The sequence below is a fragment of the Serratia sp. (in: enterobacteria) genome (assembly GCF_046715635.1).
Classification (GTDB): domain Bacteria; phylum Pseudomonadota; class Gammaproteobacteria; order Enterobacterales; family Enterobacteriaceae; genus Chania.
The window spans coordinates 1-25,861 of the sequence record NZ_JBKJYW010000483.1 but is presented as its reverse complement, the minus strand read 5'-3'; the positions used below and the strand labels follow the sequence as shown (position 1 = coordinate 25,861).

25 protein-coding genes and 1 riboswitch are annotated in these 25,861 nt (G+C 54.0%); of the genes, 12 read left to right on the top strand and 13 right to left on the bottom strand.

Annotated features, from left to right (window positions below):
• Positions 1-256, bottom strand: a 256-nt coding sequence (locus tag ACLQ7H_RS24760) for a hypothetical protein (protein WP_411754959.1), incomplete at its 3' end; no start/stop codon positions are given.
• A gap of 212 nt (positions 257-468) precedes the next feature.
• Here ACLQ7H_RS24760 and ACLQ7H_RS24755 point away from each other — a divergent pair.
• The 3 genes from ACLQ7H_RS24755 (at position 469) to cspE (ending at position 2,581) form a co-directional block, all read left to right on the top strand.
• The gene (locus ACLQ7H_RS24755; protein ID WP_411754958.1) at positions 469-1,467 is read left to right on the top strand and encodes an MBL fold metallo-hydrolase; all 999 of its coding nucleotides are present in this window, start codon (positions 469-471) and stop codon (positions 1,465-1,467) included.
• A 746-nt stretch (positions 1,468-2,213) separates the two neighbouring features.
• On the top strand, positions 2,214-2,330 hold the full coding sequence (locus ACLQ7H_RS24750) for a DUF2627 domain-containing protein (protein WP_002211058.1): 117 nt from the start codon (positions 2,214-2,216) through the stop codon (positions 2,328-2,330).
• Positions 2,331-2,371: 41 nt separating this feature from the next.
• Positions 2,372-2,581, top strand: a complete 210-nt coding sequence (gene cspE, locus ACLQ7H_RS24745; RefSeq protein WP_002221949.1) for a transcription antiterminator/RNA stability regulator CspE — start codon at positions 2,372-2,374, stop codon at positions 2,579-2,581.
• 65 nt (positions 2,582-2,646) lie between these two features.
• On the opposite strand, the gene ACLQ7H_RS24740 is transcribed toward cspE, so the two are convergent.
• Positions 2,647-3,360 (bottom strand): polyphenol oxidase family protein, encoded by a 714-nt coding sequence (locus ACLQ7H_RS24740; protein ID WP_411754957.1) that lies wholly within the window; start codon positions 3,358-3,360, stop codon positions 2,647-2,649.
• Between the two features lie 145 nt (positions 3,361-3,505).
• On the opposite strand from ACLQ7H_RS24740, the gene rlmA reads away from it, so the two are divergent.
• A complete protein-coding gene (gene rlmA / locus ACLQ7H_RS24735) occupies positions 3,506-4,321 on the top strand; it encodes a 23S rRNA (guanine(745)-N(1))-methyltransferase (protein WP_411754956.1) in 816 nt (271 codons plus the stop codon).
• Positions 4,322-4,531: 210 nt separating this feature from the next.
• Here rlmA and mntP read toward each other — a convergent pair whose 3' ends face one another.
• From mntP to manX, 5 genes are all read right to left on the bottom strand, one after another.
• On the bottom strand, positions 4,532-5,098 hold the full coding sequence (mntP, locus tag ACLQ7H_RS24730; RefSeq protein WP_411754955.1) for a manganese efflux pump MntP: 567 nt from the start codon (positions 5,096-5,098) through the stop codon (positions 4,532-4,534).
• 10 nt (positions 5,099-5,108) lie between these two features.
• Positions 5,109-5,289, bottom strand: a riboswitch (yybP-ykoY riboswitch).
• A 218-nt stretch (positions 5,290-5,507) separates the two neighbouring features.
• On the bottom strand, positions 5,508-5,966 hold the full coding sequence (locus tag ACLQ7H_RS24725) for a DUF986 family protein (RefSeq protein WP_411754954.1): 459 nt from the start codon (positions 5,964-5,966) through the stop codon (positions 5,508-5,510).
• 55 nt (positions 5,967-6,021) lie between these two features.
• Positions 6,022-6,864, bottom strand: coding sequence for a PTS mannose transporter subunit IID (locus ACLQ7H_RS24720; protein WP_037376029.1), 843 nt, complete (start codon positions 6,862-6,864; stop codon positions 6,022-6,024).
• 15 nt (positions 6,865-6,879) lie between these two features.
• Complete coding sequence (locus ACLQ7H_RS24715; protein WP_411754953.1) at positions 6,880-7,680, bottom strand: PTS mannose/fructose/sorbose transporter subunit IIC; 801 nt, start codon at positions 7,678-7,680, stop codon at positions 6,880-6,882.
• A 55-nt stretch (positions 7,681-7,735) separates the two neighbouring features.
• Positions 7,736-8,707, bottom strand: coding sequence for a PTS mannose transporter subunit IIAB (manX, locus tag ACLQ7H_RS24710; protein WP_411754952.1), 972 nt, complete (start codon positions 8,705-8,707; stop codon positions 7,736-7,738).
• 586 nt (positions 8,708-9,293) lie between these two features.
• Here manX and ACLQ7H_RS24705 point away from each other — a divergent pair.
• Positions 9,294-10,841 (top strand): TerC family protein, encoded by a 1,548-nt coding sequence (locus ACLQ7H_RS24705; RefSeq protein ID WP_411754951.1) that lies wholly within the window; start codon positions 9,294-9,296, stop codon positions 10,839-10,841.
• A gap of 182 nt (positions 10,842-11,023) precedes the next feature.
• Here the strand turns inward: ACLQ7H_RS24705 and ACLQ7H_RS24700 are convergent, their stop codons facing one another.
• From ACLQ7H_RS24700 to pabB, 4 genes are all read right to left on the bottom strand, one after another.
• Positions 11,024-12,652 carry an EAL domain-containing protein gene (locus ACLQ7H_RS24700; protein WP_411754950.1) on the bottom strand — a complete coding sequence of 543 codons (1,629 nt, stop codon included), beginning with the start codon at positions 12,650-12,652 and terminating at the stop codon, positions 11,024-11,026.
• Between the two features lie 275 nt (positions 12,653-12,927).
• The gene (gene sdaA / locus ACLQ7H_RS24695; protein ID WP_411754949.1) at positions 12,928-14,292 is read right to left on the bottom strand and encodes an L-serine ammonia-lyase; all 1,365 of its coding nucleotides are present in this window, start codon (positions 14,290-14,292) and stop codon (positions 12,928-12,930) included.
• A gap of 552 nt (positions 14,293-14,844) precedes the next feature.
• Positions 14,845-15,423 carry a CoA pyrophosphatase gene (locus ACLQ7H_RS24690; RefSeq protein WP_411754948.1) on the bottom strand — a complete coding sequence of 193 codons (579 nt, stop codon included), beginning with the start codon at positions 15,421-15,423 and terminating at the stop codon, positions 14,845-14,847.
• Entirely contained in the window at positions 15,420-16,793 is a 1,374-nt protein-coding gene (gene pabB / locus ACLQ7H_RS24685) for an aminodeoxychorismate synthase component 1 (RefSeq protein WP_411754947.1), read from the bottom strand. Before pabB ends, ACLQ7H_RS24690 begins: the two co-directional genes overlap by 4 nt.
• Positions 16,794-17,065: 272 nt before the next feature.
• Between pabB and ACLQ7H_RS24680 the strand changes: the two genes are divergently transcribed.
• Positions 17,066-18,073 (top strand): glycosyltransferase, encoded by a 1,008-nt coding sequence (locus ACLQ7H_RS24680; protein ID WP_411754946.1) that lies wholly within the window; start codon positions 17,066-17,068, stop codon positions 18,071-18,073.
• A 63-nt stretch (positions 18,074-18,136) separates the two neighbouring features.
• Positions 18,137-18,379: a YoaH family protein gene (locus tag ACLQ7H_RS24675; protein ID WP_411754945.1), complete on the top strand. Its 243-nt coding sequence runs from the start codon at positions 18,137-18,139 to the stop codon at positions 18,377-18,379.
• 35 nt (positions 18,380-18,414) lie between these two features.
• Here ACLQ7H_RS24675 and purT read toward each other — a convergent pair whose 3' ends face one another.
• Positions 18,415-19,593 carry a formate-dependent phosphoribosylglycinamide formyltransferase gene (purT, locus tag ACLQ7H_RS24670; protein WP_411754944.1) on the bottom strand — a complete coding sequence of 393 codons (1,179 nt, stop codon included), beginning with the start codon at positions 19,591-19,593 and terminating at the stop codon, positions 18,415-18,417.
• A 211-nt stretch (positions 19,594-19,804) separates the two neighbouring features.
• Here purT and dbpA point away from each other — a divergent pair, with 211 nt between their 5' ends.
• The 4 genes from dbpA (at position 19,805) to ACLQ7H_RS24650 (ending at position 24,140) form a co-directional block, all read left to right on the top strand.
• Complete coding sequence (dbpA, locus tag ACLQ7H_RS24665) at positions 19,805-21,187, top strand: ATP-dependent RNA helicase DbpA (RefSeq protein WP_411754943.1); 1,383 nt, start codon at positions 19,805-19,807, stop codon at positions 21,185-21,187.
• An 85-nt stretch (positions 21,188-21,272) separates the two neighbouring features.
• On the top strand, positions 21,273-21,599 hold the full coding sequence (locus ACLQ7H_RS24660) for a YebG family protein (protein WP_065685556.1): 327 nt from the start codon (positions 21,273-21,275) through the stop codon (positions 21,597-21,599).
• A gap of 39 nt (positions 21,600-21,638) precedes the next feature.
• On the top strand, positions 21,639-21,947 hold the full coding sequence (gene yqfB / locus ACLQ7H_RS24655) for a N(4)-acetylcytidine aminohydrolase (protein ID WP_024530217.1): 309 nt from the start codon (positions 21,639-21,641) through the stop codon (positions 21,945-21,947).
• A gap of 159 nt (positions 21,948-22,106) precedes the next feature.
• A complete protein-coding gene (locus tag ACLQ7H_RS24650; protein ID WP_411754942.1) occupies positions 22,107-24,140 on the top strand; it encodes a S9 family peptidase in 2,034 nt (677 codons plus the stop codon).
• A 30-nt stretch (positions 24,141-24,170) separates the two neighbouring features.
• Here ACLQ7H_RS24650 and exoX read toward each other — a convergent pair whose 3' ends face one another.
• On the bottom strand, positions 24,171-24,839 hold the full coding sequence (exoX, locus tag ACLQ7H_RS24645) for an exodeoxyribonuclease X (RefSeq protein ID WP_411754941.1): 669 nt from the start codon (positions 24,837-24,839) through the stop codon (positions 24,171-24,173).
• A 422-nt stretch (positions 24,840-25,261) separates the two neighbouring features.
• Between exoX and ACLQ7H_RS24640 the strand changes: the two genes are divergently transcribed.
• A complete protein-coding gene (locus tag ACLQ7H_RS24640; RefSeq protein ID WP_021806760.1) occupies positions 25,262-25,699 on the top strand; it encodes a TraR/DksA C4-type zinc finger protein in 438 nt (145 codons plus the stop codon).
• Positions 25,700-25,861 lie beyond the last annotated feature (162 nt).

The following is a 25,861-nucleotide window of genomic DNA, read 5'->3' as shown; positions in this document are numbered from 1 at the left end:
GGCGCCCCAGCCGCAGCAGCTTTCTGCACAGCAGGAACAGGGTGCTGATAACATCAATCACCACCACGCTAAGCATCAGCAGGCCCAGCATAAAAAAGCCTGCCAGGGTGCTTGCCAGTAACAGCAGCGGTGCCGGTACGCGTAGCCGGCGCAGCTTCATTGTCAGATACATTTTCCAGTATTGCCCAAGCGTCGCGAGCGCTCGGCGATAGCGGCCCATACGAACACGTGACTTGCCTGATGCAGTACGGCTCATAACTCCTCCTTTTCAGAATGTCCTAGTAAGTTAATCACAAGGTTCTTAAGAAAGGCTTAACAGGTTCTTGGCGACCTTGGCCTTCTTACCCTGGCTATGACAACAATATCCACAAAAAGGTCAGTTGTTTGTCATTGCGATATTATAAGCTATTGGGTAGGCAACCTTGTAACGGTTGCGGAACCACTATGGTACTACAGGGAGAGAATGGGTTGAAAATAACCAACAAATATTACGACGCCAGCAAAGCGCATCATACCCCACAGGGATTCTGCAACCCGGAGCCGTCGCTACACCAGGCCGGGGATCTGAAGCGCTGGCAAGACGAACGCAAGAAGCTCGGCCTGCCCAAACCTCCTCAGGCAGGCTACGAGCAGTTTATCGCCAACTGGTGGCAAGCCGCCGATCTGAGCGGCGAGCAGGACCGTGTATGGTGGTTGGGTCATGCTTCCCTGCTGTTGCGTCTGGGAGGCCGACATGTGCTGATCGATCCGGTATTGTCGCCAAGGGCATCACCTGTGAGTTTCTACGGCCCACATCGTAAGACGCCGCCCCCGCTCACGGTAAAACAGCTGCCGGTGGTAGATGTGGTGCTCATTTCCCATAATCACTACGACCATCTGGATCGACAAACCATCAGGGAACTGACCAAACGCTTTCGTAATGCCACCTTTGTTGTGCCGCTGGGCCTCAAACGCTGGTTCAGCCATTACCCGGCCAAACGGGTGGTCGAACTGGATTGGTGGGAGAGCCTGACGCTGGGCGAGATGACGTTCTACGCCACGCCAGCACGTCACTGGAGCATGCGCACACCGTGGGATCGCAACCGTTCCCTGTGGTGTGGCTGGGTGATCCATCACCCTGCGCTGCGTTTTTATTTCTCTGGCGACAGCGGTTACAGCGAACGGTTGGCCGATATCGGTACCCGCCTTGGGCCGTTCGATATCGCGGCGCTGCCCATTGGTGCTTACGCCCCAAGATGGTTCATGCAAGAGCAGCATATGGACCCGCAGCAGTCGGTGAGGTTGTATCAGCAATTGAATGAACCCAAAGTGATCCCTATCCATTGGGGCGTGTTTGAATTGGCCGATGAGTCGTTGGATGAACCGCCTGCGCAACTCAGTCTGGCACTACGCGAAGCCGGGGTTGAGCAGCACCGTTTTTATCCGCTGAAGATTGGTGAACATCTGGAGGTTAACCCTAACTCCTAATGAGTATCATAGGGTTGCGGCGTACCCCGCGCTGGGTGGGGCTTGGCGTGGTGCGGCTTTGCGGGGTTCGCGGCGGGTAATGGATAAAACAGCCACGCCAAGTTTAGCGAAAAAAATGCATTGGCGACTTCGTTAATCTACGGCGGAAATAGCCGCTGACTTGGTCGGTGCTATTTTTATTATTTTTTTATCCTTACTAACTTAGCTACGGATATAAACCCGCAGGGTGGGGTGGCTATTTCGTCCTCCTGCACGCTCTTGGTGCAAAATTTGGCTCGCTGCATGATTATGCACTGACCTACGTGAACGTTTTGGTCTAAATGAACGGCTCTGTGGTGGCAGTCCAAAGCAGAACTATCCTGCTATGACAGGCTTCGTTACCCAAAGGTCGGATCAGTGGGCCATTTGGCCCCCGGTCATCGATATTCAATAGAGGCATATAAAATTCCATAAAGATTCAAAAATTTTTACGTTGTTTGACCTGACTGCGGCTTATATGTGGTAAAAATCGTTCGCTGCCGAGTTGAAAGAATTGTTAAAACTGAGGCGCCACGCGGAGTACAACACCGCTTCTTTACAAAGCAGAAAATAGCCAAGGCTTCAACCTCTTTTGCCCTATTTAAGCTATTCTTGCGGCTGACCGTTTCAAATATGTGCGACACGTCCATGAGTGATTAAAAATGGCTTGCCAACGATTCCAGAGTATGTGATAACGCACTTGGGTAAAACGAGGTACAGTTCTGTATATGTGTGGCATTTTCAGTAAAGAAGTTCTGAGTAAAGACGTTAGCGTTGAATACCGCTTCTCTGCCGATCCTTATCTTAGTGCCTCAAGCAGTAACGACTCTAGTTTGTCTATGTAACGCCTACGGGCGGTTTAAACAATCCAAAGGAAATACTCAAGATGGCAAAGATCAAAGGTCAAGTTAAGTGGTTCAACGAGTCTAAAGGTTTCGGTTTCATCACCCCGGCTGACGGCAGCAAAGACGTGTTCGTACACTTCTCTGCAATCCAGGGTAACGGCTTCAAAACCCTGGCTGAAGGCCAGAACGTTGAGTTCGAAATTCAAGATGGCCAGAAAGGCCCATCTGCAGTAAACGTTACTGCAATCTAATCAGCGTCAGCTGAACAAAAAACCCGCCTTAGTGCGGGTTTTTTCGTCTCCGGCTTCAGTGAGTTTTACCCGGTAATGATGATACCAGAATACTGATTGCGGCCTTTAATCCCCGGATGGCTGGGATCTTGTGCCCGGCGATGGCTGTTACGGCGATAGCTGGTGTATTTAAAGCGCTGGGGCTGCCGTGGGTCGCCGTTGAGCGTGCAAATGGTACAAGAACCTGCGTGATCGACCGCGGCGAATCCCAAGGTATTGAGTTTGTTTACGGCGATGGCGGCCAAATCCAGATGGCGGAGGGTTGGGCTGATCAGCTCTGCTGGCAAGGGCAGAGCCTGTTGAAATTGTTCGACCAGCTCCTGGTTAACCTGATAGCAGCAAGCGCTCGCAGCGGGGCCGATGGAGGCCACCCAGTTGGCGGTATCGTCATCCTGGCCGATGCGTTTGGCCATTTGCTCCAGAATGCCATCCAGCAGGCCGCGCCAGCCCGCATGTACCGCAGCAATGGCGCTACCGTCTTTACGGCTGAAAATCACCGGCAGGCAGTCTGCGGTTAATACGCTGATCAGGATCCCTGGCTCGCGGGTAAAGAAGCCATCGGCTTCACCGCACTGCTGGCCCGGCTGATGGATATCGACGATGCGCGTACCGTGCACCTGTTTTTTCTCAGGCAGTGTATCGCGATAGGGCAGTAACGGCGTTGGCAGCAGGGCACCTTTATTACCAAAGCCATGAGCGATGCCAGGAATGCCGCTGAGCAGCGGGGAATAGTCGGTCATAGAACGTCTTTGCCTGTGGCTGAGAGGAGATTTCCAGTGTAGCCAGCTTTTCGATGACTTGGCTAGTGGCAGATGGGCATCCGCCTTGCATCGTACTGAAGCCTTCTTTAGACTACCCGCGCCATCTCTCTCTGGGATCTCATCCATGTCTTATCAGTGCCCTCTGTGCTTCCAACCGCTTGATTTCGCAAACCAGCAGTGGCGTTGCGAAAATAACCATCAATTCGACCGTGCCAAAGAAGGGTACGTCAATTTAATGCCGGTACAACACAAGCGATCGAAACAGCCGGGTGACAGTGCCGAGATGATGCAGGCCCGCCGCGCATTTCTTGACGGCGGCTACTATCAGCCGTTGCAACAGCGGGTGGCCGAGCTGTTGGCCAGCGCCTTGCCTATTGAGCCGCAGGCTCTGCTGGATATTGGCTGTGGTGAAGGCTACTACACGGCAGCCGTGGCGGCACGCCTGTCTCAGGAGCGGGTTGTGGCTGTGTATGGCCTGGATGTTGCCAAGGTGGCTATCCGTTCGGCGGCCAAACGCTATCCGGCGGTCTCTTTCTGCGTGGCCTCCAGCCATCGCTTACCGTTTGCCGACGCGTCGCTCGATGCTGTGTTACGTATCTATGCCCCCTGTAAAGCCGAGGAATTGGCTCGGGTCGTCAAGCCGGGTGGGGTGGTTGTGACAGTGTCACCGGGGCCGCGTCACCTTTATCAGCTAAAACAGCAGGTTTATCAAGAGGTTCAACTGCATGCGGAGCATGATGAGCAATTTGAAGGCTTTAGCTGTGAATTGGCCGAGTCATTGGCTTATCCGATGGCGCTGCCGGGTGAGCAGGCTGCCAATCTGTTGCAGATGACGCCGTTTGCCTGGCGCGCTTCGCCGGAGGTGCAGCAAGGTTTGCTCGACATGACCACCTTTGCCTGCGAGACGGATTTCGCCATCCGCTTGTACCGCCGGGGCTGAGTGGCATCAATGTTAACCTTCCCCTCACCCCAACCATCTCCCACAGGGAGAGGGAGCTGCCCGGAGTAGGTAATTGGCCCGTGTAGCTTCGGAAAGTAGGGAGTAAAAGCAAGAAAGTTGAGGTATTACGCCGAAAGATCAACGAACTCGATCGGTTCCCTCTCCTTGGGGAGAGGGTTAGGGTGAGGGAGTATTTTTTGCTGCCAAGGATTAAGCCAGGTAGCCCAAGTGCTCCAGCAGGATATTAAAGCCAATCCCGATCAGTACCAAGCCGCCAAGAATTTCTGCGCGCTTGCCCAGCAGCGGGCCGATAAACCGGCCAACCATCATCCCCAGCGTAGCCATGATCATGGTCGCCATACCTATCGCCATCGCGGTATGCAGGATATTAACCTGCAGAAATGCCAGACCCACGCCGATTGCCATCGCATCCAGACTGGTGGCAATGGCCGTAGCAACCAGCACCCAGAACCCATGACGATTGACTTTCTCTTCTTCCGGCTTGTTTTTCACCCCTTCAACAATCATACGTGCGCCAAGGATAAACAGCAGGCTAAAGGCGACCCAGTGGTCCCATTCCATGATGTATTGGCTGGCAAACAGCCCGATACCCCAGCCGATAAGCGGAGTAATGGCTTCAATGATGCCAAAGATCAGACCGGTACGGATAGCTTCGCGAAAACGCGGTTGATGCAGAGTGGCACCTTTGCCGATCGACGCGGCAAACGCGTCCATAGACATGCCAAAAGCCAGGATAAGAGTTGCGGAAAGGTTCATTGAAATCGTCTCGGCCGGGTGGCTCCATATACACGTAACCCACCCCCAACCTTACGACGGAGTTACGTGCCTATGGTCTCGCCAACCTACCTGGCTGCCCGCACCACGTTTCGCTGACGAAACGAGTATGTTGATACGGGCGTTTCTGGTTATGACTCCCCAGAAACCGGCTACTCCCCAATGACGGCGCAACCATACCATAATATTTTTGCTGCGGACAACGTTTAATTTCACCGCGGCACTGGGTGAAATTGAGACTTATTTTCATTAACGTGCTTGTTGAGAGGAATAATGGCGATAGTTGCATCAATGGTGTGGAAATAATAAGCAGAAAAAACACCCGTCATGCTGATTAATTACCCGAAAAAAGCACTGTTAATTAATCAGGATGGGGAGGGGCTGTTTTAACTCATTTATTTTCAAGGAAAAAATGATAGATTTTTTCCAGGTCATCCAAGTGCGTGACCTGAATCAATAACCGGCGCTGTTCTAAGTCGATAACCAGAATACCGTCTTCGGATAAATTCATAGCCTTTATACGGCGATAGTCGATAAACGCATTTGCATAGAAGAAGCCGGTAGCTTTAAACAATATTTTGGGCTTGCGGATATAGGAGATATATACCGCAATCAAGGCTAGGGAAATTAACAGGTAGGTGGTTATCGGCGCTCCCTGCTCGACCAGGTTTCGGTAGATCAGGATAGCGATCAGACCGACGAAGATCAGGCAGTCCAGACGGTTACCCCGCTTGAGCTGCACCTTTAACAGCGTTTTGCCTTTCAGCAGGTTCATACCGAACTCATCATACAGTGCATACGCCAGCATCAGCAGAATAAAAATCACTATTACGCTATCGGTCAGTGACATCTCACCACTCCAAAATAAAAAAAGCCGGGGGTGGCCCCCCGGCTATCAATTGCTATTACAAACCTAACAGACCAATCCAGTAACCGAAGATACCGATGGCGAAGAAGCCGATGATGATCCACAGCGCGTTGACCTTCTTGCGCAGCAGCCACATACAGCCGAAGGTCAGTAGCAGCGGTACCAAGCCAGGCATCAGTTGGTCAAGGATGGTTTGTACCGTGGTGACGTGGGTTTGCCCGGTCTGGTCGGTGATTTTCGACACCACCAGCGGGATATTGACGTGCGTCCACTTGTTAACCAGGGCCCCCATGACAAACAGGCCGAGGATGGACGCCCCTTCCGTCAGTTTTTGCAGGAAACCACCGCCCATATCGCTAACAATATCGACCCCTTTTTGATAGCCGTAGGCGACACCGTAGTAACGAACCAACAGACGCACCAGGTTAAACAGCACGAAGAACAACAGCGGGCCGAGCAGGCTGCCACTCATGGCAATACCGGCACCCAATGCGGCAAATACCGGGCGAACGGTCCCCCAGAATATCGGGTCACCTACGCCAGCCAGTGGCCCCATCAGACCTACTTTGATGCCGTTGATGGCCGCATCGTCGATCGGTGCGCCGTTGGCTCGCTGTTCTTCCATCGCCATGGTAACGCCAAGTATTGGTGCTGCGACGAACGGTTGCGTATTGAAGAACTCAAGATGGCGTTTAATGGCCTGCTTGCGTTCGTCGTTATTGTCCGGGTACAGGCGACGGATCACCGGCACCATCGAGAAGCAAAAACCTAGCGCCTGCATACGTTCGAAGTTCCATGAACCCTGGAACAGGTTGGAGCGTACGAATACGCCTCGAATATCGGCAGGTGTCAGTTTCTTTTGAGTCGTTGTATCAACCATTTCTTTCACCTATTCCTAGTCCAATTCGTTATCGAGGTCGTTGGCACCGGCAGGGTTGGCCTGAACCCCCTGAGACTTATTGTATTTAGGGCTGAGCTGGATGTAGAGCACCGCCATCACCACGCCGATCACACCGAGTGCGACCAGGTTAAAGTTGGTGAAGGCTGCGGTAACAAAGCCCAGGTAGAAGAATGGCATCAGATAACCGGCACGCATCATGTTGATGACCATTGCGTAACCGACTACTACGATCATGCCACCGGCGATGTTCAGACCGCCTGTGACGACTTCCGGAATGGAGTTAAGCAGGGCGTGGACCCCAGCTGTCCCGACAGAGACCGCAACGATCACCGCAGGAATAGCGACACGCATTGCCTGTACCAGAAGGGCCGCGATGTGGATCACGGTAATGCCGTTCAGGTTACCCCGTTCAGCCGCTTTGTCCGCCGCATGTTGGAAGGCCACGGTGATGGTACGCACGATAATGGTCAGTACCTGGCCTGCTGCTGCCAGGGGAATAGCCAGAGCAATACCGGCACCGATGTTTTGCCCACCGGCGATAACCAGAATGGTGGAAATAATCGACGCTAACGCCGCATCGGGTGCAACCGCCGCCCCGATGTTCATCCAACCCAGTGCGATCATCTCCAGCGTACCGCCGATGATGATACCGGTTTTGATGTCACCGAGAACGAAGCCAATCAGCGTACAGGCCACTAACGGGCGGTGGAATTGAAACTCATCCAGGACGGAACCCATCCCGGCAATACAGGCAACGATAAATATCAGTACAATCTGAAGAGTGGTGATCTCCATTGCACTTCTCCTATATGACCAAATAGCTCTGAGTAAAAAATTAACGACGCTGCCGTTAATTGAGTTTGTTAATCAGGTCCATCATTTTTAGTTGGCTGTCGGAAGAGACCTTACGGACTTCAAGTTCAATCCCGCGTTCGTTTAACTTTTTAAACGCTTCGATGTCTTTCTCATCGACGGACACTGCGTTGTTCACCTGGGTTTTGCCCTGGCGGAACGCCATACCACCGATATTCACCGACGTGATAGCCACACCTTCTTCCACCAGACGCCAAACGTCAGTTGGGTTGGTGAACAGTAGCATCACGCGTTCGCCCGCATATTTCGGGTTATTCCACACGCGGATCGCCTTTGCCACGTCAACCACGTGAGCGGTAACGCCTGGTGGAGCAACCTGAGTCAACAAGGTTTTACGCACGTGATCGGCCGCCACTTCATCACTGACTACGATGATGCGGCTGACGTTGGTCTCCTTGGTCCAGCGGGTCGCTACCTGACCGTGGATCAGACGATCGTCGATACGCGCCAGGCAGATTTTCATATGGTCATTGGGGCCGAGAGGCGCTTGTGGCGCAGCGGCTTTTGGGGCAGGGGCACTTTGTGGCGCGACGGGCTTAACACTCTCTTCCACCGGTTTCTTCAGCGCTTTCACGCCTTCACGGCCGGTCTCCAACGCCAGCGCGACCAGTTCGTCAAAGCTGGGGTTGTCATCACGGGCCATGAACGTTTCCACCAGCATAGGAATGTTAACCCCGGTGATGACCTCATAGTGTGGTTTGTCTACTGCGATACGGCTGGCCGCGTTAAACGGGCTGCCGCCCCAGGTATCTACCAGAAACAGGACGCCATCGCTGGTATCGAGTTCACTGATTTTCCCATTGTATTTCTCAATTAACGTTTCAGCATTTTCACCGGGAACGAAATCTATATAGGCGACGTTGGCTTGCTCACCCAATAGCATTTCTGCTGTTTTCAGCAGTTGTTCCGCTGCAGTCCCGTGTGTGCCGATGATAATAGCTATTGCCACTCGCTACCTCCTCGTTGAACTTAAGGCACGGATTGTGTCTTGACTCATCACCTTCCTGGCAGTCACTTCCGCGGTTCAGATACGTTGGTTCAAATACATTATGGTAGAAAAAAAGAAACTCACACTTAACATTTATCACGCAGTTTCAAAAACCTGTGGCCGTTAATTCCTGTTAACGCCATTAATTTTAGTGCGTGAAAAAATAAATTTTGTGACATTGCTCTGCTATTGGTGGATCGATTAAGCCGAATAGTTAGTTTGCGGAATTAAACAGCAAAGCTGTTACAGAATGAGGCGCAAAGTGAATAAAGCACCTTTTCTGGCGAAAAATTTCCTGTTAGAGTGCATTCTTCTTTCATAACCAAGGAGTGAAGGGCCTCAGCCCTCCCTATGGACTGTCACCGAAGTTACTGTTTTACAAGGTTTCACCCGCCACCCGTTGGCACAAAAACGTCCGCTCGGCCTTATGGCTGCTTCCTGCTTGTGCCATCCTGTTATCTCTCTGTTATCGCCAACGTCACGTCTGCGTTTGCCTCCCTACGTCTGAGCGCAGCTCTGCCAACCTGTCTTTCTTCTGGAGTCTGATATGGAAATATTAATGGACCCCTCGATTTGGGCCGGGTTATTGACCCTGGTGGTCTTGGAAATCGTGCTGGGTATCGACAACCTGGTATTCATTGCCATTCTGGCCGACAAACTGCCGCCCAAGCTGCGCGATAAAGCGCGTATTATCGGCCTTTCATTAGCCTTGGTGATGCGTCTTGGGCTGCTGTCGGTGATTTCATGGATGGTGACGCTGACCAAACCGCTGTTCAGCGTTGGGGAGTTCGCTTTCTCTGGCCGTGATCTGATCCTGCTGTTTGGTGGGGTATTTCTGTTGTTCAAAGCCACTATGGAGTTGCATGAACGGCTGGAGGGCAGTACCCACCAGGAAGGTGCTAACCGTGGCTACGCCAAATTCTGGGCGGTGGTGGTGCAGATTGTCATCCTTGATGCGGTGTTCTCGCTCGACGCGGTGATCACGGCGGTGGGGATGGTCAACGATCTGCCGGTCATGATGGCAGCAGTAGTGATTGCGATGGCGGTGATGTTGCTGGCCTCGAAACCGTTAACTAACTTCGTGAACGCCCATCCGACCATTGTGGTGCTCTGTTTGAGCTTCCTGCTGATGATCGGCCTGAGCCTGATTGCCGAAGGCCTTGGCGTGCATATTCCGAAAGGCTATCTGTATGCGGCGATTGGCTTCTCGATCCTGATCGAGATGTTTAACCAGATTGCACGGCGCAACTTCATCAAGCACGAATCTCGTCGCCCGATGCGTGAACGCACGGCTGAAGCGATCATGCGCCTGATGGGGCAACAGCGTACCCAGCAGCAGGTGGATGAAGACAACCTGCATAAGGTGAAGGAAACCTTTGCACAGGAGGAACGCTATATGATCAGCGGCGTGCTGACGTTGGCTTCCCGTACCTTGCGCAGCGTAATGACGCCGCGCACCGAGATTTCGTGGGTAGATTGCGAACGCTCCCGCGACGAGGTGCGCGAACAGTTGCTGGATACCCCGCATAGCCTGTTCCCGGTTTGCCGCTATGAGCTGGACGAGTTTATTGGCGTAGTGCGTGCCAAGGATCTGCTGGTCGCGTTGGATCAGGGCGTCGATATCGCGGAGTTTGCTGCGCGCACACCGCCGATCGTCGTGCCGGAAACCATGGACGTGATCAAGCTGCTGGCGGTATTGCGCCGGGCCAAAGGCCGCCTGGTAATGGTGACCAATGAGTTTGGCGTAGTGCAGGGGCTGGTCACGCCGTTAGACGTGCTGGAAGCGATTGCCGGTGAGTTCCCGGACGAAGACGAAACGCCGGATATTATTGAGGATGGTGACCGCTGGCTGGTAAAAGGTGGGGCGGATCTCCACTCGTTGGAGCAGGCCTTGGACTGTGACGATCTGGTTAGCCCCACCGAGGATTACGCCTCGCTGGCGGGCTTTCTGCTCTCATATTCTGGCCAGATGCCAACGGTGGGAGACGTGGTCGAACTCCACGACCTGCGCTTTGAAATCCTTGAGATCTCGGATTATCGCATCGAGCTGGTCAGTATTACCAAGGTGAAACCGCTGCACGAGCAAGACGAGTAAAGGTTCTACCCCTCACCCCAACCCTCTCCCACAGGGAGAGGGAGCTGATAGCCCCGGCTCTGTTGGGAGAAAGGAGATAATCTCAGCAACCTCGGTCATCCAAGGTGAGCCTGCCTGAGCTCATGATGAATTACTGTACTTTCAGGCCAACTCGATCGGTTCCCTCTCCCTGTGGGAGAGGGTTAGGGTGAGGGGGTATTGGTATTAGAGCAATTCTCTCGGTTTTTTTCTGTTTGCGGTTGTTGATGCAGCACGCGTTGGCGGGTTTCATACTGTTGCAGCCACAGTGGAAACACGTTGATTGGCATCGGCTTGGCAAAATAATACCCCTGCAAGGCATTTACCCCCTGCGAGCGTAGATACTCAGCTTGCTCCTCTGTCTCAACCCCTTCGGCCACCAGTTTTAATTTCAGGCGCTGGGCCAACGTAATGATGGTGTCGGTCACGGTGGCATTGACCGCGTCGGTACCAATGGCGGCGGTAAAGCCGCGATCGATCTTCAACACATCCGGGCTGAGCTTTTTCAGGTAACTGAGCGAGCTGTGGCCGGTGCCAAAGTCGTCTATTGCCAGCATGATCCCCATCTCTTTGAGCGTTTTAATCTGCTCATACTGAATTTCTGACAGGGCGGTTCGCTCAGTCAGTTCCAGCATCAGTGACGGCATCGGATGGGCGGGCAACCAGATGCGGCGGATATCATCAATAATGCTGACGGTATTGAAATGCTCTGCTGCGACGTTGATGCTGATATAGAAAGAGGGACGAGGGGGGAACAGGTTGAGGTTTTCTACCACCGTGGTCATCAGATAACGCGTTAGGGGAATGATCAGGGCATGCTGTTCGGCCAGCGGAATAAACACGTCTGGCGAAATCCAGCCTTGCCGTTTGTTTTTCCAGCGCATCAAGGTTTCGACGCCGACACAGCGCCCATTATCGCTGTTGATAATCGGCTGGCAATAAACGCGAAATTCGCGATGCGCAATGGCGTGGCCAATATGATAAGACAGGCTCATGCGGTTGGCGGTGATCAGATAGACCACGTAGGCCGCCAGCAGGCTCAGCATCAGCGCTAGAGGAATATGGCGGGGTAACGCGGCCAGCGCCAGAGTACGGGCATCGGGGCCAAACAGGGAGATGGAAAAAGGATACTTGGCTGATTTGGCGGTGTATTGCAGGTCTTCGGCTTTGGCATCGCTCAGGGTAATTTCCTGTTGGCCATATTCCAGTCTGTAGGCACCCACGTTCAGGGCTACCCGGTGAGCATAAGGCTCTTGGGGCTCCAGCAGGAAATTGGACAGCAGATCGATATTGAAAACGTGCAACACTCCGCTGGTACTTTGATCGGGCAACGGAGTCCACAGCACCAGCGTTGGCGTTCCTTTTGCGACCGTGATGGAAGGGCGCAGTGCCAGCTGCATGCCGCCTTTGGTCATGGTCGGGAAAAGGGTGGTAAACACAAAGTGGCGTTGGCCAAACAGGCTAGAGCAATAAATCGTGCCCTCCTTGACCAGCAGCAACGAGCGCAGCGCCTGATTCTGTGCGGCACGAAAGCGTAAGGTCGGCATCAACGAATCACAGGGTTGCCCGACCAGTGACATGGTGCTGAGCGCCTGTTGCTCTGCGGGCAGTAGCAACGCATTGAGTTTGGTGATCACCCGGCTGGCCAGGACGCGCTGGTTTTGTTCGGTATTACGGACTTCCTGATAGTAGCGGGTATACAGCGAAATCAACAAAATAGCCAACCCAACCGCGCCGGCGAGAAGCCAACGGTAATAGCGGTATTTCGATGCGGCAAGTTGGGTCATCAACATCCGGTAAGTCCTTGTTCAGTCTGGCGGCCTGACGCCACTTCCAGGCGCAAATTCTGCAATACGATGCTTGGCTAATTCTAGCCTGTTCGCATGGAAAATTGATGGTAACTCAACAAATTATTTCGGTTTGCGCGATAAGAGGGGAAATTTGGGGGGTAAGCCGCGGATGGACGAGGTGGTCAGATTGGTATTAAGGCTAAACGGGCGCAGCATGCGGCGCCCCTACGGTAGCGTAAGTTCACCCTCGCCAGTCACAGCGAGGGTTGCATGCTTAATCAGTCACACTGAACCTTGATCGCCAGACCGCCACGGGAGGTCTCACGATACTTGGAGTTCATGTCCTTACCGGTTTCGTACATGGTTTCGATCACCTTATCCAGCGACACGCGCGGCTCGCTGGTGCGGCGTAGTGCCATTCGCGCCGAGTTGATCGCTTTCACCGAGGCAATGGCGTTGCGCTCGATGCAAGGAACCTGTACCTGGCCAGCAACGGGATCGCAGGTCAAGCCCAGGTTATGCTCCATGCCGATTTCGGCGGCGATGCAAACCTGTTCAGGGCTGCCGCCAAGTAACTCGGCCAGGCCTGCAGCGGCCATCGAACAGGCCACGCCGACTTCGCCCTGGCAGCCCACTTCGGCACCGGAAATCGAGGCGTTCATTTTATACAGTGTGCCAATGGCGCCGGACGCCATAAAGTAGCGGACATAGGTTTCCGGGCTGACGGATTCGATGAAATGATCGTAGTAAGCCAGCACCGCAGGGACGATCCCGCAGGCTCCGTTGGTTGGGGCGGTCACCACGCGGCCACCGGCGGCGTTCTCTTCGTTCACCGCCAGCGCAAACATGTTGACCCAGTCGATCACGTTCATTGGATCGCTGGACAGTTTGTCTGAGGAAACCAGCAAGCGGCGCAGGGCGGAGGCGCGGCGCGGAACCCGCAGTGGACCAGGTAGCACGCCTTCGGTGTTCAGACCGCGATCGATACAGGCGCGCATGGTTTGCCAGACGTTACCGAAGTAGGCTTCGATCTCCTGCTTGTTGTGCAACGCCAGTTCGTTTTGCATGACCATCCCGGAAAGGGACAGGCCGGTGGTGTGGCAGTGAGCCAACATCTCGCTTGCGGAGTTGAACGGGTAGGGAACCGAGACTTCATTACTTTCGGCTTTGCCAAAATGTTCTTCGTCAACGATAAAACCACCACCGATGGAGTAATAGGTTTTGCTGTAAATCTGTTTGTCGCCAGCGAAGGCATGGATCTGCATGGCGTTTTCGTGCAGCGGCATATTGTCGCTACGGAAGACCATGCCGCCGTCGCGCGGGAAATCGACTTCGTGCAGGCCGCTGGCCAACATCAGGCGTTGCCGTTGCTCAACATCACGAATAAAACCCGGGATGCCATCAATATCGACGGTATCAGGCATATTGCCCGCCAGGCCGAGAATGATGGCGATATCGGTATGGTGACCTTTACCGGTCAATGAGAGTGAGCCGTAAACATCGACGGCAACACGCGTGACGGAAGGCATCAAGCCTTCGTTTACCAGATCGTCGACAAACTGTTTGCCGGCTTTCATCGGTCCAACCGTATGAGAGCTGGACGGGCCGATGCCGATCTTAAACATGTCGAAAACGCTAATCACGCTAAAACTCCTTAAAGAGGCATATTGTTATGGCTGCTGCGGTTAAAAACCGCGCAGGGAACGGCGATAGTGTAAAAGGGCCGTACGGGTTTTGCGGCCTTTTTCGCATGAAATAAAGTAATCCTTGGTATTGCTTTTTTTAGAGCCGTATACCCTATGGATTTCAAGTTGGCCGCTCTTGCGCATCCCTGCGCTCGCGGCATTCGTACATCCCTGTACAGCACAGCTAGGCGACAAGCTATCTCATCCCAGGAGCTTACTTTTGGGTAAGTGACTGGGATGAGATAGTGCAGGTAACAACGCTGCAGCTTGAAAGACGACGGGTATCAACGCTGCCGGGGTAATCCTTATAATATTAGTGGTTTATTCCGGTTGTGGCTATTTTACAGGTATTTCGTAAGGTTGAAGAGAGAGTTTACAGTTTTTTTAAAACATCGATAGCGGCAACGGTAGTTGATAAACCAGGCTGCTGGAGTGATAGCGATCGCTTTACGCTCAAAACGACAGGTAATCCCGGCTTTAACGTGACGTATGTCTCAAAAAATGCCAGATTTAAATGCTGACTTGCTGTGCCAGGCGGCGAATAATCGCGGCCGTCAGACCCCAGACAAATTGGCTCTGATACCAGGAAAGATAGACTCGATGGGCGTGACCACCACGATGAATATCCAGCGGATAATAGCGTGAGAGCCGCAGCGCTTCTTGCAGCGGGATTTCGAACACCTCGGCGACCTCATCTTCGTTGGCATGAAACGCCACATCTGCCGGGATCAGGCCCACGACTGGCGTCACCTGAAAACCGGTGCTGCTGTCGAGCGGGGCCAACTGGCCGAGGATATGCACCCGCTGCGGTGGGATCGCCACTTCTTCCTGCGCTTCACGCAGTGCGGTAATGATGGGGGAGCCGTCTTCAGCATCGGTTTTACCGCCGGGGAAGGCCACCTGACCCGCATGTTTACGCAACGAGTCGGCGCGGCGGGTGAGCAGCAAGGTCGGTTCTGGCCGACAAACGATCGGGATCAGCACGGCGGCTGGGCGCGCGTTTCGGGAGATCTGCATCGCCTGCGGCAGTTGCAGTTGAAAGCGGCTGATAAAATCGGCCAATGAGGTCGGATAATCCTGATGGCTCACGAAACGGTAAACTCCCCCAGTTGTGGCAAGATGCGGCCTACCTTATCAAAGGTTTCCTGATACTCCGCCTGTTCCTGACTATCCGCAACGATGCCGCCGCCGGCAGAACAGGTTATACGCCCATTTTCGGCAATCAGGGTGCGAATGGTGATGTTGGTGTCCATGGTACCGCAGACGCTGAGATAGCCAATACTGCCGCAATAGGCATTACGGCGCTGTGGCTCCAGCTCTTCGATGATTTCCATCGCCCGCACCTTGGGAGCGCCGGTAATCGATCCGCCGGGAAAACAGGCACGTAACAGCTCGGTGGCAGAGCGGTTAGAGGGCAGGGTAGCGGTAATGGTACTGACCAGATGATGTACCGCCGGGAACGGCTCAACCACGAACAGTTCCGGCACCTTGACGCTGCCAGGTTCTGCCACGCGGCCAATATCATTGCGCAGCAGGTCGACAATCATCAGATTTTCAGCCCGGTCCTTCGGTGAGTTGGCCAGTTTTTGCGCCTGTTCGGCATCTAGCGCGGCATCGGCAAGGCGGGGTAGTGTGCCCTTGATTGGCCGGGTCTGGATCTGCCGATCGGCCAACCACAGGAAACGTTCTGGTGAAACGCTCAACACCGCGTTGGCGGGCAGGCGCAGGAAAGCGGAGAACGGTGCACGGTTGCTGGCGCTTAACTGCTGGAATGCCTGCCATTCGTCCCCTTGATAAGGGGCGGAGAAACGCTGAGCCAAATTGATCTGATAGCAATCGCCACTGCGCAGATAGCCCTGGATCCGCCGGAATTTCTCGCCATATTGTTGGCGCGTCATATTGGCCTGCCAGTTGCCGGTCAGGGCAAAGGGAGCCTGTGGCACCGCCTGCTGTTGGTTAAGCCATTGCCAGCGCTGTTCTACATCCCGATAGCTGAGCAGGGTCAGTTTTTGCTGCTGGTGATCGGCGATCAGTGCCCAGTCATAAATGCCCACCGCCATATCCGGCAGCGTGGTATCGGCCTGCGCCAACTGCGGCAACGCTTCGATACGTCGCCCCAAATCATAGCCAAATAGCCCCAGTGCTCCCCCTTGAAAGGGCAGATCGCCGTTCAGTGGTGGATGCAGGTTGAGGGCATCAAGCTGTTGCTGCAACAGCAGGAAGGGATCTTCCGGTGAGTGACTGCGAGCCTCTCCCTGCTGGATCTCAGTGATGGCACTGCGAGTGGTCAACGTGGTACGTGGCTCTGCCACCAGAATGTCAAACCGGTTATGCGGGTGATCGGCAAAGCCCGAATGCAGCAGCATGGCCCAGGGTTGTTGTGCCAATGGAGCGAACAGCGTCAGCACGGCTTCGCGCGTATAGGGTAACGATTTAAGCTTTGGGGTGGTGACACTCATGGGGTTCAATCAACCTGGCTAACGTAAACAGCAGTGTTGGTAGCCATTCTGCCACATTAGTCCGTAGGGCGCTGCTTACAGATTAGCCGGATGAAAAGTAAAGCAAGGGTAAACGGAGCATCTTTTGCAACTTCTACCCTAATATAAAATGTTAAAAACGCCATTATATGTTCGCCGTAAGAAGTTTAAGTGCTGGATATTTCAATAAGTAAAAAAATAAATGAAAATGTATCTTGTTTCACCCGAAAATTATTCTACAGGTGTGGGCAGCAATGTCATTAAAATTGAGCGTTATTGTCCCTTTGCATAACGTTGGGGCGCTTTTTGTTCCTTTCCTGAATTCTTTGCTGGCGCAACATGAGCGGCAGCTGGAGGTGATCATCGTTAATGATGGTTCCACCGACGGCTCAGGAGAGATCGCGCACCGTTACGCCGCGCAGCATCCGCATATCAAGGTCATCGATCAGCCCAACTCAGGGGTTTCCAATGCCCGCAATGCCGGGCTGGCCGTGGCCCGTGGCAAATATGTCGCCTTCCCCGATGCTGATGATTTGTTGGATCCCAAAATGTATTCTACGCTGCTTGCATTAGCCGAGGAATATCAATTAGACGTGATGCAATGTAACGGTGAGCGCTATTTTGCCAGCAATGGTGATCTGCAACTTATTATTCCTGCTGCGCGCTTGAAAGATACGGCGGTTATTTCTGGCGCGCAGTGGTTGGAAAAGGCGTTGAAATCAAGACGCTTTATTCATGTGGTGTGGTTGGCCGTGTATCGCCTGGATTTTATCAAGCAGCACCGGCTCTATTTCGAACCGGGTTTACACCACCAGGATATTCCTTGGACCACCGAGGTGATGTTCAATGCTCAACGAGTTAAATACCTGAGCAAACCGCTATATCGCCAACGGGTACACGACCGCTCGATCAGCAACCGTCGGCGTACCGGGCAGGCGAACGTCGAGTATCAACGCCACTATATGAAAATCGTCGAGATGCTGGTGGCGCTGAACCAGCGTTACAGCAGAAAAATCCCGATTTGTGCGGCCTTCCACTGGCAGATCGCGCGCGAGGCGCTGGGGATTTGCCATAGTATTCGCCGTGAACCCGAACCGCAGGCACAACAACAGATCGCTGCAGATTTCTACCAACGCGGCATTCAGCGGATGATGGTCAACAATATGCGTGGGATCAAGCAGACCTGGCATGTGATGTTGTGGCTGCATCGTTTGAAACAGTGGCGCAATGAGAACGTCTCTCCCTTGCACGCGAGTGAATAACAGGTGTAGGGATCCGCGTCGTTAGCGCGTATAATTCACGCCTATTTTACCGGGGAGAAATACATGCTTGCAGGTATGCCGTCACTGAGTCACCAAGAACAGCAGGAAGCTGCTGAACGTATCCATCTGCTGATGGAGCAGGGCATGAGCAGCGGAGAGGCCATCGCAACCGTGGCGCAGGAAATCCGCGAAAAACATAAGGGCGACCAGGTCAGCGTGATGTTCGACGATGAAGAAGAACAGCAGCAGCAGGAAGAACCGACCGAGTATATGGACGAAGATAGCGAGCACGACGAAAACTACTGACGTTAGCGGGGTTCGGTATGCCGAACCCCAACCGGTTACCCTTGTACCGTCACCGCAGCAGCGGCCTGTTTGGCCAACTCTACCGCTTGCTCTACTTCTGGCGCAACGGCCAGTGCAACGCCCATACGGCGTTTACCTTCGATATTCGGTTTACCAAATAACCGCACCTGGTTGTAACCACTCAGTGCCGTCCCCAACCCGCTGAAACGTACGTTATCGCTGCTTAGCTCCGGCAGGATCACCGCAGAGGCGGCGGGCCCAAACTGGCGTATCGCGTTAATCGGCAGCCCAAGGAAAGCGCGCACGTGCAGTGCGAACTCGGACAGATCCTGCGAAATCAGTGTGACCATACCTGTGTCGTGCGGGCGTGGCGAGACCTCGCTGAAAATCACCTCATCACCGCAGACGAACAGCTCTACGCCGAACAGGCCAAATCCACCCAGCGCGTTAACTACCTTGGCGGCGATCGCCTGAGCACGGCTTAATGCCAGTTCAGACATCCGCTGCGGCTGCCAGGATTCGCGGTAATCCCCGTCTTCCTGACGGTGGCCGATCGGCTCACAGAAATGCACGCCATCGACGGCGTTGATGGTCAGTAGGGTGATCTCGAAATCAAACTTGACCAGCCCTTCAACAATGACCCGGCCTCCGCCAGCGCGGCCACCAAGCTGTGCATAATCCCAGGCGGCGCTCAGTTGCTGCTCTTCACGGATCAGGCTTTGCCCTTTACCGGACGAGCTCATCACCGGCTTGACGATGCACGGGTAACCAATCTCGGCCACCGCTTGGCGGAAGCTTGGCTCGTTATCGGCAAAGCGGTAGCTGGAGGTTGGCAGCTCCAGCGTTTCAGCGGCCAGGCGGCGAATACCTTCGCGGTTCATGGTCAGACGTGTGGCTTCAGCGCAGGGAACGACGTGATGGCCCTGTTGCTCCAGCTCAACCAGCATGCTGGTGGCGATAGCCTCTATTTCCGGCACGATAAAATCGGGGCGTTCCTGTTCGATCAACGCTTTTAGCGCCACGCCATCCAACATGTTGATGACGTGGCTGCGGTGCGCCACATGCATGGCTGGTGCATCGGCGTAACGGTCGACGGCAATCACTTCCAAGCCTAAACGCTGGCATTCGATGGCCACTTCTTTGCCCAGTTCGCCTGAGCCGAGCAGCATAACGCGGGTAGCGGCGGGGCGCAGGGCGGTTCCAATAGTTAACATAGTCTGATACCTGGATCTGAATGAATTCACGGGTCTGACACTGAGCGCGCAGTATATACGAAAACGATTGCGTACGACCAGCGGAGCCTATTAACCGCTTTTTTTAACGCCGAAATCCGGAAACCCCACCAACTCTGTTATCATCTGCGCCTGATCCGGTGCCAGCCAAGCGCAGCGCCGCCTTTCCACTTGCTATATAAGAGTTATTGCCGTGAGCACAGTTTCTTTTTCTTCCCTGCCGCTGCCAGCTGAACAGTTGGCCAACCTCAACGAACTGGGGTATGCCGAAATGACGCCGGTACAGGCCGCAGCGCTGCCTGCCATCCTTAACGGGCAGGACGTACGTGCCAAAGCGAAAACCGGTAGCGGTAAGACGGCGGCATTTGGCATCGGCCTGCTGGATAAAATCAACGTTGCCAAAGTGGCAACCCAGGCACTGATCCTGTGCCCAACGCGTGAGCTGGCCGATCAGGTGAGTAAAGAGCTGCGTCGCCTGGCCCGCTTTACCCAGAACATCAAGATACTGACCCTGTGCGGTGGCCAGCCTATGGGGCCACAACTCGACTCTCTGGTGCATGCGCCGCACATTGTGGTGGGCACGCCGGGCCGCATACAGGAGCATCTGCGCAAGAAAACCCTGGTGCTGGACGAGATGACCGTGCTGGTGCTGGATGAGGCCGACCGCATGTTGGACATGGGCTTTGCTGATGACATCGATGATGTGATCAGCTATACGCCGCCGCAGCGCCAGACCCTGCTATTTTCTGCCACCTATCCGGCGGGCATTGAGCGCATTAGCGCCCGTGTGCAACGCCAGCCACTGAATGTGGAAGTCGAAGATGGCGATGAGCAAGCCTCTATCGAACAGCGCTTTTATGAAACTACCCGCGATCAACGCCCAGCGGTGTTGGTGAGCGCCATCCGTCATTATCAGCCAGCGTCCTGCGTGGTGTTCTGTAACACCAAGCGTGATTGCCAGAGCGTGTATGAAGCGTTGGAGGCTCGTGATATCAGCTGCATGGCACTGCATGGCGATCTTGAACAACGCGATCGGGATCAAGTGCTGGTTCGCTTTGCCAACCGCAGCTGCCGTGTACTGGTGGCCACCGACGTGGCCGCGCGTGGTCTGGATATCAAAGAATTGGAGCTGGTGGTCAACTACGAGCTGTCGTTTGACCCTGAGGTTCACGTCCACCGCATTGGTCGTACTGGCCGTGCCGGTCTGAGTGGGTTGGCAATCAGCCTGTGTACGCCGCAGGAAATGGTGCGTGTTCATGCTCTCGAAGAGTATCTGTCCATGCGCGCAAAATGGTCGCCAGTGTCTGAGCTGAGCGGGGCGTCTAACGCGCCGCTGGAAGCGGAAATGGTCACCCTGTGCATCGACGGCGGCCGCAAGGCTAAAATCCGCCCTGGCGATATTCTTGGGGCGTTGACCGGTGAGGCCGGGCTAACGGCGGCAGAAGTTGGCAAGATCGACATGTTCCCGGTGCATGCCTATGTGGCTATCCGTAAGGCCAGCGCCCGTAAGGCACTGCAACAGCTTCAGCAAGGTAAGATCAAAGGCAAGAGCTGCAAAGTGCGGCTGTTGAAATAATAAACGGCAGGGCGCTTGCAGCCCTGCCCGAAATCACTCTATACTGTATAAAAATACAGTATCATAACCTTTGAGGAAGATGCTCATGGCTGTTGAAGTGAAATATGTAGTAGTGAGAAACGGTGAGGAAAAAATGACTTTCGCAAACAAGAAAGAAGCCGATGCCTACGACAAAATGTTGGATCTGGCCGATAGCCTCGGTGAATGGTTGCAGCAAGCGCCAGTCACGCTGGAAGAAGAACAGCGTGAAGGGTTGAGCTTCTTCCTGGCGGAACACAAAGATGTGCTGGCGCAGATCCTACGTGGTGGTGCCCCGCAAGAAGCCGCCAAAAAGCCAGCCAAAACCAAAGGTGAGAAACCTGCCGCCGCCCCGGAAGAAGGCGCTGCGTCAGAAGAGCAGCAGGCTGCTTAAGCAGTGGTACAGCAACATGATCATAGCCAAGGATCCAGCATGTCCCGTGAGATAACCTTCTTCAGCCGTTTTGAGCAAGATATTCTGGCCGGGCGCAAAACCATCACCATTCGGGATGCCAGCGAAGCTCACTTCCAGCCGAATGAGGTGCTGCGTGTCAGCCGCAACGAAGACGGCGTATTTTTCTGTTATATCGAGGTAAAGTCGGTAACGCCGGTGCGTCTGGATGAGCTCACGCATGAACATGCGCAGCAGGAGAATATGACGCTCAGCGAACTCAAGCAGGTGATCCAGGATATCTACCCAGGGCTGGATGAGCTGTTTGTCATCGCGTTTACCAAGCGCTGATGCCGTACACCCTCTCACAAGGCGATGAGATGCTGACAAAACCTAACCGGTTCACTGCGTAGGGGCGCTGTATGCTGCGCCCATTTACTTATGCGGCTTGTTAACCTTGTGAAATTCGTGTCATTCTTGCCTTAATCAAAGTAAGCGGATGATTTAGCAATGATGACACCTCCCAAGGCAGAAAAACGTCCTTATCCCATCACCATCCATGGCGACACGCGTGTGGATGACTACTACTGGCTGCGCGATGACGAACGTACCGATCCCCAGGTATTGGAGTATTTGCGGGCTGAAAATGCCTACACCGACGCACAGCTAAAGCCGCAACAGGCGCTGCGTGAAACTCTGTATCAGGAAATGGTCGCGCGTATCCCACAGCAGGAACATTCCGTGCCTTACGTCAGGCGTGGTTTCCGCTATCAGACCCGCTATGAGCCGGGTAATGAATATGCGCTGTATGTGCGCCAGCCTGCAGCGGCTACCGAGCTTTGGGACACCTTGCTGGATGGTAATCAGCGCGCGGAAGGGCACGAATTCTATACGTTGGGCGGGTTGGACGTCAGCCCGGACAACCAGCGCCTGGCCGTGGCGGAGGACTTCCTGTCGCGCCGCCAATACGATATTCGTTTCAAGGATCTACGCGACGATAGCTGGGCCGATGAGGTATTGGAAAACACCTCCGGCAACTTCGAGTGGGCGAATGACTCCGCTACCGTCTACTACGTGCGTAAACATGCCAAGACGTTGCTGCCATATCAGGTCTATCGCCACGTGGTGGGTAGCGATCCGCAGCAGGACGAGCTGATCTACGAGGAACAGGATGACACTTTCTACGTCAGCCTGGAAAAAACCACCTCCGAGCGCTTTATCCTGATCCATCTCAGCAGCACCACCACCTCAGAGATCCTGTTGCTGGATGCGGACAGCGCAGGCAGTAAGCCGCAGATGTTTGCGCCACGCCGCAAAGATCACGAATATGCTATTGATCACTACCGTGAGCATTTCTACATTCGCTCGAACAGAAACGGCAAGAACTTTGGCCTGTACCAGAGTGAGCAGGCCGACGAAAGCCAATGGCAGGAGCTGATTGCCCCGCGCACCGACGTCATGCTCGAAGGGTTCAACCTGTTCCGTGACTGGCTGGTGGTGGAGGAGCGCATCGCCGGGCTGACCCAGCTGCGCCAAATCCATTGGCTGAGCGGTGAAGACAAGAGCATTGCTTTTGACGATCCGACCTATGTCACCTGGCTGGCCTACAATCCAGACCCGGAAACCGAGCTGCTGCGTTACGGCTATTCTTCCATGACCACGCCAACCACGCTGTATGAGCTAAACCTGGACAGCGGCGAGCGGGAATTGCTCAAGCAGCAGGAAGTGAAAAACTTCACGGCAGAAGATTATCGTAGCGAGCGCGTGTGGGTGAAAGCCCGTGGCGGCGTTGAGGTACCGGTATCTTTGGTTTACCGTGCCGACCGCTTTGCACATGGGGCGAATCCACTGATGGTGTATGCCTACGGCTCCTATGGCAGCAGTATGGATCCGGCATTCAGTGCCAGCCGTCTCAGCCTGATGGATCGCGGTTTTGTCTTCGCGCTGGCGCATATTCGCGGCGGTGCTGAGTTGGGGCAACTGTGGTATGAAGACGGCAAGCTGTTCAACAAACAAAATACCTTTAACGACTTTATCGACGTCACCAAGGCTCTGGTAGAGCAGGGCTATGGCGATGCTGACCGAGTGTTCGCCATGGGGGGCAGTGCCGGTGGCTTGCTGATGGGCGCGGTAGTCAACCAGGCTCCTGAGCTGTTCAACGGTGTAGTGGCCCAGGTACCGTTTGTAGACGTGGTAACTACCATGCTGGATGAGTCCATCCCGCTAACCACCGGTGAATATGACGAGTGGGGCAACCCAAACGACAAGGCGTATTACGATTACATCTTGCAGTACAGCCCTTACGACCAGGTGAAAGCGCAGGATTATCCGCATATGCTGGTCACCACCGGGCTGCACGATTCGCAGGTGCAATATTGGGAGCCGGCCAAGTGGGTGGCGAAGCTGCGTGAGTTGAAAACCGACGATCGTCAACTGCTGCTGTATACCGATATGGATGCTGGCCACGGCGGCAAGTCTGGGCGCTTTAAGGCTTACGAAGATATTGCGCTGGAATATGCGTTTATTCTGGCGCTGGCGGAATAAATCATCGCGGGCAGGAGACTGCCCGCTTGATTAACCCAACAGATAGTATTTCAACGTGTGTTTCATATCTGGGCTGAGATCGTCGATAGATTTCAGCATCCAACGCAAATAGCCAGGATCGTCCAGCGCCACCTGCTCAATAGATTGCCCACGGTATTTGCCGAATTTGAATTTTTTCAACAATACCGGCTGCTCGGTGATTTCCAGCATCTGTTCGGGCGTCCAACCGGAGTCCTGCACAATGCGTTGCAGCAGTGCGGCGGTGACGTAGCAGTCGTACAGTGCGCGGTGTGGATAAAGCGCGCTGTCCTGCGGCAGCTGCACATCCAGATTCAGCGCATAGCGCAGGTATTGATTACCATATTTAATGTCTGGATACAGCGTACGTGCCAGCTTGAGGGTACAAATCCAGGCACCGTTCATTTCTGGCAGCATAGCCCGATCAAAGGCGGCGTTATGCGCGACATAATATTGGCTGCCCTGATAGCGCCCAATGGCGACGGCGATACGCGGCTTGCCCTCAACCATCTGCTCGGTGATGTGGTGAATGGCCATGGCGTCCAGGCCGATAGGCCGGTCTGGGCTGATCAGGTCGCTCATCGGATTGGTGATACACCCGTCGATCACGTCAACGGAAGCGACCTCCACTACGCCGCCGTCTAGCCCACAGGTTTCGGTATCGATTACACGTAACATCATGATGTCCCCAGCTAAAGTCTATTCCCTAGCTTAACGAGATGGGGCTGCGATGCCAACCTGCCTTTTCGCAGGCAACAAAAAACCCGCCTCGGCGGGTTTAACTACGGTCAGAAACTGATTTACTCACCAGATGTAGACGCCTGTCCTTTCTTGGAACGTTTCTCCGCTTTTTTCTCGGCTGGGGTTTTCAACGGCTTCTTCTTCGCATTTTTCTTGCTGTCCATTCCCTTACTCATGATGGCCTCTTGGTTAACCTATGGTTGGGTGGCTTGCCGAACCATTAACCCCCTAGCGGCCCTCATATGCAAGCAGCAAAGGGTATGGAAACGTCAACGCTTTGTTTATCCAATGATTATTTATTATTAACCTTTCATGTGTTAAAAATGTTATAATGTAACAAACCTATGTACACGGAGTGTGCCATGACAGTCATGACATTATTAAGCGAGCAACAACTGCTGGCGATGCCAGAATCTGATTACATGAATACGGAGCAGCGGGCGTTTTTCCGCCAACGCCTGTTGGATGAGCAACAAAAACTCTGGCAGCACATCGACGTGCTGAAACGTGATATCGACAGCGGTGACATTAGTGGTGACGAAGCGGATAAAGCCGCGCGCGAAGAAGATCTGCGCCTGCTGTTCCGCCAATTGGATCGGGAAACCCGCCTGCTGCCCAAGATGGCCGCCGCCCTACAGCGCCTGGAAACCGGTGATTTCGGTTATTGCCTTGAAACGGGTGAGCCTATCGGCCTGCCACGTCTGTTATTACGTCCCACGGCAGAGCTGAGTATTGAAGCCAAAACCGCGCAAGAAATGCGCGAACCGCATATGCGTAAAAGCAAGTCGACTTCATTTTGAGCAAACGCACGCTAACATGTTGGTATAGGTGGAGGTTTTAGCGTTTTAACGTTGACCTGATGAGCGGCTTCGGCTTTGATGAAGGTATCACTCACAGAGAGACGTACGCGCCATGGAACAATTACGAGGTTTGTACCCGCCATTAGCCGCCTATGACAGCGG

What these genes read in the sequence shown, in the direction of transcription:
- ACLQ7H_RS24750 (WP_002211058.1), top strand. Translation starts at nt 2,214, where the DNA reads ATGTGTGGCATTTTCAGTAAAGAAGTTCTGAGTAAAGACGTTAGCGTT.
- cspE (WP_002221949.1), top strand. Translation starts at nt 2,372, where the DNA reads ATGGCAAAGATCAAAGGTCAAGTTAAGTGGTTCAACGAGTCTAAAGGT.
- ACLQ7H_RS24740 (WP_411754957.1), bottom strand. Translation starts at nt 3,360, where the DNA reads ATGACCGACTATTCCCCGCTGCTCAGCGGCATTCCTGGCATCGCTCAT.
- rlmA (WP_411754956.1), top strand. Translation starts at nt 3,506, where the DNA reads ATGTCTTATCAGTGCCCTCTGTGCTTCCAACCGCTTGATTTCGCAAAC.
- mntP (WP_411754955.1), bottom strand. Translation starts at nt 5,098, where the DNA reads ATGAACCTTTCCGCAACTCTTATCCTGGCTTTTGGCATGTCTATGGAC.
- ACLQ7H_RS24725 (WP_411754954.1), bottom strand. Translation starts at nt 5,966, where the DNA reads ATGTCACTGACCGATAGCGTAATAGTGATTTTTATTCTGCTGATGCTG.
- ACLQ7H_RS24720 (WP_037376029.1), bottom strand. Translation starts at nt 6,864, where the DNA reads ATGGTTGATACAACGACTCAAAAGAAACTGACACCTGCCGATATTCGA.
- ACLQ7H_RS24715 (WP_411754953.1), bottom strand. Translation starts at nt 7,680, where the DNA reads ATGGAGATCACCACTCTTCAGATTGTACTGATATTTATCGTTGCCTGT.
- ACLQ7H_RS24705 (WP_411754951.1), top strand. Translation starts at nt 9,294, where the DNA reads ATGGAAATATTAATGGACCCCTCGATTTGGGCCGGGTTATTGACCCTG.
- ACLQ7H_RS24700 (WP_411754950.1), bottom strand. Translation starts at nt 12,652, where the DNA reads ATGTTGATGACCCAACTTGCCGCATCGAAATACCGCTATTACCGTTGG.
- pabB (WP_411754947.1), bottom strand. Translation starts at nt 16,793, where the DNA reads ATGAGTGTCACCACCCCAAAGCTTAAATCGTTACCCTATACGCGCGAA.
- ACLQ7H_RS24680 (WP_411754946.1), top strand. Translation starts at nt 17,066, where the DNA reads ATGTCATTAAAATTGAGCGTTATTGTCCCTTTGCATAACGTTGGGGCG.
- ACLQ7H_RS24675 (WP_411754945.1), top strand. Translation starts at nt 18,137, where the DNA reads ATGCTTGCAGGTATGCCGTCACTGAGTCACCAAGAACAGCAGGAAGCT.
- purT (WP_411754944.1), bottom strand. Translation starts at nt 19,593, where the DNA reads ATGTTAACTATTGGAACCGCCCTGCGCCCCGCCGCTACCCGCGTTATG.
- ACLQ7H_RS24660 (WP_065685556.1), top strand. Translation starts at nt 21,273, where the DNA reads ATGGCTGTTGAAGTGAAATATGTAGTAGTGAGAAACGGTGAGGAAAAA.
- yqfB (WP_024530217.1), top strand. Translation starts at nt 21,639, where the DNA reads ATGTCCCGTGAGATAACCTTCTTCAGCCGTTTTGAGCAAGATATTCTG.
- ACLQ7H_RS24650 (WP_411754942.1), top strand. Translation starts at nt 22,107, where the DNA reads ATGATGACACCTCCCAAGGCAGAAAAACGTCCTTATCCCATCACCATC.
- exoX (WP_411754941.1), bottom strand. Translation starts at nt 24,839, where the DNA reads ATGATGTTACGTGTAATCGATACCGAAACCTGTGGGCTAGACGGCGGC.
- ACLQ7H_RS24640 (WP_021806760.1), top strand. Translation starts at nt 25,262, where the DNA reads ATGACAGTCATGACATTATTAAGCGAGCAACAACTGCTGGCGATGCCA.